A 6,842-nucleotide genomic window follows, 5' to 3' on the forward strand; every position below is an offset into this window, starting at 1 on the left:
TACAGTATTACATATGTTGTCAATCCGTAACACGGAGCTGGATACCGGTGACCGCATCCTCGCGGCGGCCGCCAGCTGTGTGGTCGATTTCGGCGTGGACCGGGTGACCCTCGCCGAGATAGCCCGGCGTGCGGGTGTCAGCAGGCCCACGGTGTACCGGCGCTGGCCGGACACGCCGTCGGTCGTCGCGGCGTTGCTGACCCGGCACGTCACCGACGTGATGCGCGACGCGCCGTTACTCGGAGATGACCGGGAATCGCTTGTGCGACAAATTGTTACGGTGGTCGACCTGCTCCGCCAAGACCAGCTGGTGATGTCGGTGCTGTATTCGGAGCTCGCGACCACCTACATCACCGAACGGCTCGGGACCAGCCAGCACATGTTGATCGAGGCCCTGGCCGCGCGCCTGCGGGTCGCCCAGCGCCACGGCAGCGTCCGGTCCGGCGACCCGGTCCAGATGGCCACCATGGTGTTGCTGATCGCGCAGTCGACCATCCAGTCGGCGCGGATCGTCGAACCGATGCTTGATGCCGACGCGCTGGCCGCCGAACTCGCCTACTCGCTGAACGGATATCTGTCGTGATCCCCGACCCGACCGCCCTGAACGCCCGCCGCCGCGCCGCCGACCTGACCGCACTCGCCGAGGGTGAGCCGTTGGACGTCGTGGTGATCGGCGGCGGCATCACCGGCGCCGGTATCGCATTGGACGCCGCGGCACGCGGGCTGCGCGTGGCGCTGGTGGAAAAACATGATTTAGCGTTCGGCACCAGCCGCTGGAGTTCCAAACTCGTCCACGGCGGCCTGCGCTACCTGGCGACCGGCAACGTGGGCATCGCCCGTCGCAGCGCCATCGAGCGCGGAATCCTGATGACCCGCAACGCCCCTCACCTCGTTCGTGCGATGCCGCAACTGGTGCCGCTGCTGCCGTCGATGAGTGCGGGCAAGCGGGCGCTGGTGCGCGCGGGGTTCCTCGCCGGCGACGCGTTGCGGTTCCTCGCCGGCACACCGGCATCGACGCTGCCCCGGTCGCGCCGGATCTCGGCGCGGCGCGTCGTGGAGATGGCGCCGACCGTGCGGCGTGACGGCCTGGACGGGGGCTTTTTGGCCTACGACGGGCAATTGATCGACGACGCCCGACTGGTCGCCGCCGTCACCCGCACCGCGGCGCAGCACGGCGCACGGATCCTCACCCGGGTGTCGGCGTCGGAGGCCACCGGCACCTCGGTGCGGTTGACCGAGATGCGCGCGGGGGACTCGTTCGTCGTTTCGGCGGGCGCGATCATCAATGCGGCCGGGGTGTGGGCCGGCGAGATCGACGGCTCGCTGCGGTTGCGGCCCAGCCGCGGCACCCACCTCGTCTTCGACGCGCACACTTTCGGCAATCCGACTGCGGCGCTGACGATTCCGATTCCCGGTGAACTCAACCGCTTCGTCTTCGCCATGCCCGAACAACTGGGCCGCATATACCTGGGGTTGACCGACGAAGCCGCCCCCGGTCCGATTCCGGATGTGCCCGAGCCGTCGGTCGACGAGATCACGTTTTTGCTCGACACGGTGAACACCGCGTTGGGGATCGGGCTCACCGCCACCGACGTGATCGGCGCCTACGCCGGGCTGCGCCCGCTGATCGACACCGGTGAAGGCCGCACCGCGGACGTCTCGCGCGAACACGCCGTCGTCGAATCGGGGTCCGGGGTGATCAGCGTGATCGGCGGCAAGCTGACCGAATACCGTTACATGGCGCAAGACGTGCTGGATCGCGCCGTCCGGGCGCGGCGGCTGCGCGCCGCGAAATGTCAGACCCGAAACCTGCCGCTGATCGGGGCGCCCGCCAACCCCGGGATCACCGCGGCGCCGGACGCCGAAGTCCCGGAGTCGCTGGTGTCGCGTTACGGGGCCGAGGCGCCCAAGGTCATCGCCGCTGCCGCCTGCGAGCGGCCGACCGAGCCGGCGGTCGATGGAATCGATGTCACCCGAGCGGAATTCGAATACGCGATCACCCATGAGGGCGCGCTGGACGCCTCCGACATCCTCGACCGGCGGACCCGGATCGGGCTGGTGCTGCGCGATCGGGAAAGGGCAGTCGCGGTGGCCGAGGAGTTTCTGGCGCGCTTCGGGTGAAGCGGGTCGGACGGGCACGGCAACGGATACGATAGACGGAACTTGCCCGTATCGTTAGGAAGCCCATGGAGCTCGAAAGCGGCCGACCGCGCCGCACCCGACGGCCGAGACGCCTCGATCGATCGTTGGACGCGGCGATCCTCGACGCGACGCTGGCCGGTGTCGCCGAAGTGGGGTATGACCGGTTGAGCATGGACGACGTCGCGTCGCGCGCCGGCGTCGGTAAGGCGGCGATATACCGTCGCTGGCCGTCGAAGGCCGTGGTGGTTGCCGATGCCATCGCCCACTGGCGGCGGCGACTGGGCCCCGTCGAACCGCCCGACACCGGCAGCCTTCGCGGCGACGTCGAAGCGGTGGTCGCGGCCACCCCCGACCTGGATGATGCCGATTCGCAAATGATTCGGGTCGTGGTCGGGGTGGCGACAGCGGCCATGCACAACCCGGTCCTGGCGGCTGCCCTGGATGACCTGGTGCTCTCCACGCCGCGCCAGGTGGTCCGGACCATGCTCGACCGGGCGGTGACCCGCGGGGAAATTCCGGCCGGCCGCGACCTGAGCCTGATCCCCGACGCCTTGCTCGGCCTCAACGTCCTGCGGGTGATCACGGGACGGCCGGTCGACCGCGTCTATGTCCGCCGCGTGCTCGAAGACGTGATCTTGCCGCTCGCCGGTTCACCCGCGCCGTAGTTATTGCGCATGCCACCGCGGCGTGCCACATTAGGATCTAGACGAAACTGATTAGTTCCGTATGGATGGGAGAAGGCGATGACCGTCAAGCACGTCCCGGTGCTGATCGTCGGCGCCGGCGCCGCCGGCCTCGCAACCTCCGCGTCGCTCGCCAAACACGGGGTTCGCTCCCTGCTGGTCGAAAAGCGCAGTGAGACCTTCATCTACCCGAAGGCGCGCAACCTGAGCTTCCGCAGCCTGGAGATCCTGCGCGGCCTGGGCCTTGCCGACGAGGTCCATGCGATCGCCCACGGCGTTTCGGACATGCTCACCAGGCCGACGCTCAACAGCACCGAAGAAAAGCGCGCTTTCGACGTCAACGCGATCTTCGCGCCGTTCAAGGATCTGAGCCCCGAGCCGGGCGGGCAATACTGTCCGCAAAGCGCCTTCGAACCGATCCTGCTCGCGCACATCCGTCGGGACGGCGGCCAGGTGCGCTACAACACGGAGCTGGGCTCGTTCGAACAGGACGAAGGCGGCATCACCGCGGTCATCCGCGACCGGGAGTCGGGCGAAACGGAGGCTGTGCGCGCCGACTACCTCGTCGCAGCCGACGGCGTGCACAGCCCGATCCGCGACGCATTGGGCGTAACCACCGCGGGCTACGGTGCGCTGCCGATCTACGTCGTTTTCATCTACTTCCGGGGGCCGTGGCGAAAGTTTGTCCCACAGCTCGACGGCGGCGACGGGATCCAGGTGAGCAATCCGGACGTGGAGGGGATCTTTCTCCCGGTGCGCGACGACCTCGGCATGTTCATCACCACCTACTTTCCCGGCCGCGGGGAAACCGCCGATCAGTTCACCGCACAGCGGTGCCGCGAGCTCCTGGTGAAAGCCGTCGGCGAGCCGATCGACGTGGAGGTCATCGACGTCGCGCCGTGGCAACCGCACGAGCGGGTGGCCGACCAATTCCGCAGCGGCCGAGTGTTTCTCGTTGGTGATTCGGCCCACACCATGCCGCCGTTCAAGGCCGGCGGAGCCAACACCGCCATCCAAAGCGCGCACAACCTGGCCTGGAAGCTGGCCGCCGTCTTGAACGGGACCGCCGGCCCCGCCTTGCTGACCACCTACCATGCCGAGCGGCACCCGGTCGGGCGCTTCAACGCGCGCCAGTCGCTCACCGGGCCGTCGCTGGCGTTCCTCAAGCTGGACGACAACCGGCCCACATTGCCGGCGCAGGAAGAGGCGCCGATGTTCGCGTTGCTGATCGGCTATCAATACCATTCGGCCGCAGTGGTTTCCGACGAGCCCGCTCCGGCGGATCCGGAAGCCGTGTCGCTGGTGCAGGAATTGCGCGGGCAACCGGGCACCCGGGTGCCGCACGCCTGGGTCGTCGACGGCGGTAAGCGAGTCTCCACCCTCGACCTGCTCGGTGCTGGCTTCACGCTGTTCACCGGAGACGACGATGCCGCGTGGTCCGACGCCGCAGTGCGCGTGTCGCAGACGGTTGGGGTCCCAATCACGGTGCGGCGCATCGGCACTGCGCTGGACGTCGACGGCGCCTGGGCAGCGGTCACGGCTCTGGCACCGGGCGGGGCGTTGCTGGTGCGCCCCGACGACTTCGTCGCCTGGCGCGCCGACAACCGTTCGCAGGAAGCCGACCTCGGCCGGGTGATGTCTGAGATCCTCGGCCGCGCGCCGTGACCATATCGACGCGGCCCGACACGGTCGCCTGTCTGGGCTCGAGCACCACCGCGTCGAGGGGAACCTATAAATGGATCGACGAGCTGGAAAAGCGGCCCCGCAACAACCGATTTCGATTCGTCAACCTCGGTGTGGGCGGGGACCTTTCGCTCAATGCCGTACGGCGCCTCGACCGCGTCGTCGCGCTACGGCCGAGCCGGGTCATCGTGCTCATCGGCGCCAACGACATCATGGCGAGCGTCTTTCCCAATTTCGCGCGATTCGTCCGGGTCTGGAAGCGACTCTCCGAAGAACCGTCACCGAAGCGCTTCGAAGAGAACCTCGCCGTCATCGTGCGCAGGCTGCAGCGGGAGGCCAATGCCCGGGTCGCGCTGAGTTCCCTTGCCCCGGTGGGCGAAGAGCCCCGCTCGGACCATCCGGTGCAGGCGCGGCTCAACGACCTGTTCGGCACCTACAATGGCATCATCCGCGAGGCCGCCTCGGTCGGGTCTACCGACTACATCCCGTTCAACGAAGCCTTCCAGGAGCAACTCGCACGGACTTCGACGACGAAACCGTTCACCCGTTTCTCGTTCGCGTCCTTATACCGGGACTATCTATGGCGGGAAATGGTGATGCGGCAGAGCTTTGACGAGATCTCCCGACGCAACGGCTGGCAGTTCCACATCGACGGCATTCACCTCAACACCGATGGCGGACGCATACTTACCGCCGGCGTTCAGCAGTTCTTGGACTCCTGAAATCCGCTGCGGCGCCGTTACAGCGGGATGTTCTTGTGGCGGCCGCGGCGTGCCGGCGCCTGGGCCAGCGCCTCGGTGAGCTTGCTGCGGGTGTGGGAGGGGTCGATCTTCTCGTCGACCACGCCGATCTCGATGGCGCTGTCCACGCCGCCCGCGATCCGCTCATGCTCGGCGGCCAGCTCGTTGTGCAGTACCTCGCGCTCGTGATCGGGCGCGGCGGCCAGCTTCTTCTTGTGCAGAATGCCGACCGCGGCCTTGGCGCCCATCACCGCGACCTCGGCGTCCGGCCAGGCATACACCTTGGTGGCGTTCAGCGACCGGGAGTTCATCGCGATGTAGGCGCCGCCGTAGGTCTTTCGGGTGACCAGGGTGACGCGCGGAACCGTGCACTCGCCGAAGGCGTGCAGTAGCTTGGCGCCGCGGCGCACCACGCCGCCCCACTCCTGGTCGACACCGGGCAGATAACCCGGCACGTCGACGACCACCACCAGCGGAATGCCGAAAGCGTCGCAGAGACGCACGAAACGTGCTGCCTTCTCGGCGCTTTCGGAGTTCAGGCAACCGCCGAGGCGCAGGGGGTTGTTGGCCAGCACGCCGACCGTGCGGCCGGACAGCCGGCCCAGCCCGACCACCATGGACGGCGCCCAGTTGGCCTGGAACTCGTCGAACGGCGTGTCCTCGTCGAGGATCGCGGTTACGATCGGGCGTACTTCGTAGGCCCGCCGGGACGACTCGGGCAGCAGTGCGTGGATATCGGTATCACCGGCCTCGGCCTTGGTGCGGTCGAAATGCCCCTGCTGGCAGAACAATCCGACCAACCGCCGGCCGCGCTCGTAGGCGTCGAGCTCGTCGTCGGCGACGATGTGGCACACCCCGGACTTCTTGTGGTGGGTCTCGGGACCGCCGAGTGAGGCCATGTCGACGTCCTCGCCGGTGACGCTGCGCACCACGTCCGGGCCCGTGACGAATACCCGGCTGTCCGGCGCCATGACGACGACGTCGGTCAGCGCCGGCCCGTAGGCGGCGCCGCCGGCCGCGAAGCCCACGACCACCGAGATCTGCGGGACATAGCCGGACGCCCGGATCATGGCCTCGAACACCAGGCCCACCGCGTGCAGGGCCTTCACGCCCTCGGCCAGCCGGGCACCGCCCGAGTGCCAGATACCCACGATCGGGCTCTGCTCCTCGATGGCGGTGTCGTAGGCGTTGACGATGTGCGTGCAACCCTCGATGCCCATGGCGCCGCCCATCACCGTGCCGTCGGTGCAGAACGCGATGGTGCGCACACCGTTCACGGTCCCGGCGGCGGCAAGCACACCGGAGCGGTCACGCTCGTGCAGCAGCTCGACGCTGTCGTTGTCGAAGAAATTGCTCAACCGCAACAGCGGGTCGCGGGGGTCGAGCGACTCGCCAACCGCCTCGGGGGCCGTGATAGTCATCGCAGGTCTCCTGATATTCCGGTGTTGCTCGGTTCAGTACCGCCCGAAGGCGATGGCGACGTTGTGTCCGCCGAAGCCGAACGAGTTGTTGATCGCGTACTCGTAGTTGCCCGGCCGGGGTTTGCCCGCCACCACGTCCAGGTCGATTTCGGGGTCGAGGTTTTCCAGGTTCA

Annotated in this window: 6 protein-coding genes and 1 pseudogene; 5 read left to right on the forward strand and 2 right to left on the reverse strand. The window is 67.8% G+C overall.

The genetic code is table 11. The features are described from left to right. Positions 1–13 precede the first annotated feature (13 nt). The 5 genes from EPN51_RS28870 to EPN51_RS28890 all read left to right on the forward strand — a co-directional run bounded on the left by EPN51_RS28870 (position 14) and on the right by EPN51_RS28890 (position 5,230). Positions 14–583 carry a TetR/AcrR family transcriptional regulator gene (locus EPN51_RS28870; RefSeq protein ID WP_293049296.1) on the forward strand — a complete coding sequence of 190 codons (570 nt, stop codon included), beginning with the start codon at positions 14–16 and terminating at the stop codon, positions 581–583. Then, positions 571–2,121 carry a glycerol-3-phosphate dehydrogenase/oxidase gene (locus EPN51_RS28875; RefSeq protein ID WP_293049302.1) on the forward strand — a complete coding sequence of 517 codons (1,551 nt, stop codon included), beginning with the start codon at positions 571–573 and terminating at the stop codon, positions 2,119–2,121. The genes EPN51_RS28870 and EPN51_RS28875 overlap by 13 nt, the downstream gene beginning before the upstream one ends. A 65-nt stretch (positions 2,122–2,186) precedes the next feature. Next, the gene (locus tag EPN51_RS28880) at positions 2,187–2,807 is read left to right on the forward strand and encodes a TetR/AcrR family transcriptional regulator (protein WP_293049297.1); all 621 of its coding nucleotides are present in this window, start codon (positions 2,187–2,189) and stop codon (positions 2,805–2,807) included. A 78-nt stretch (positions 2,808–2,885) separates the two neighbouring features. After that, entirely contained in the window at positions 2,886–4,490 is a 1,605-nt protein-coding gene (locus tag EPN51_RS28885) for an FAD-dependent monooxygenase (protein ID WP_293049298.1), read from the forward strand. Further along, positions 4,487–5,230, forward strand: a complete 744-nt coding sequence (locus EPN51_RS28890) for a GDSL-type esterase/lipase family protein (RefSeq protein WP_293049299.1) — start codon at positions 4,487–4,489, stop codon at positions 5,228–5,230. Before EPN51_RS28885 ends, EPN51_RS28890 begins: the two co-directional genes overlap by 4 nt. 17 nt (positions 5,231–5,247) lie before the next feature. On the opposite strand, the gene EPN51_RS28895 is transcribed toward EPN51_RS28890, so the two are convergent. Together EPN51_RS28895 and EPN51_RS28900 are read right to left on the reverse strand one after the other, a co-directional pair. Further along, positions 5,248–6,669 (reverse strand): acyl-CoA carboxylase subunit beta, encoded by a 1,422-nt coding sequence (locus EPN51_RS28895; protein WP_293049300.1) that lies wholly within the window; start codon positions 6,667–6,669, stop codon positions 5,248–5,250. 33 nt (positions 6,670–6,702) lie between these two features. Continuing rightward, positions 6,703–6,842, reverse strand: a pseudogene (locus EPN51_RS28900) (beta-ketoacyl-ACP synthase); the annotation flags it as partial.

The organism is Mycobacterium sp. (assembly GCF_004298145.1).
Taxonomy (GTDB): Bacteria; Actinomycetota; Actinomycetes; order Mycobacteriales; family Mycobacteriaceae; genus Mycobacterium.

Excerpts from the sequence above, each read along its gene's own strand:
- EPN51_RS28895 (WP_293049300.1), bottom strand. The coding sequence starts at position 6,669 with ATGACTATCACGGCCCCCGAGGCGGTTGGCGAGTCGCTCGACCCCCGC.
- EPN51_RS28885 (WP_293049298.1), top strand. The coding sequence starts at position 2,886 with ATGACCGTCAAGCACGTCCCGGTGCTGATCGTCGGCGCCGGCGCCGCC.
- EPN51_RS28880 (WP_293049297.1), top strand. The coding sequence starts at position 2,187 with ATGGAGCTCGAAAGCGGCCGACCGCGCCGCACCCGACGGCCGAGACGC.
- EPN51_RS28870 (WP_293049296.1), top strand. The coding sequence starts at position 14 with ATGTTGTCAATCCGTAACACGGAGCTGGATACCGGTGACCGCATCCTC.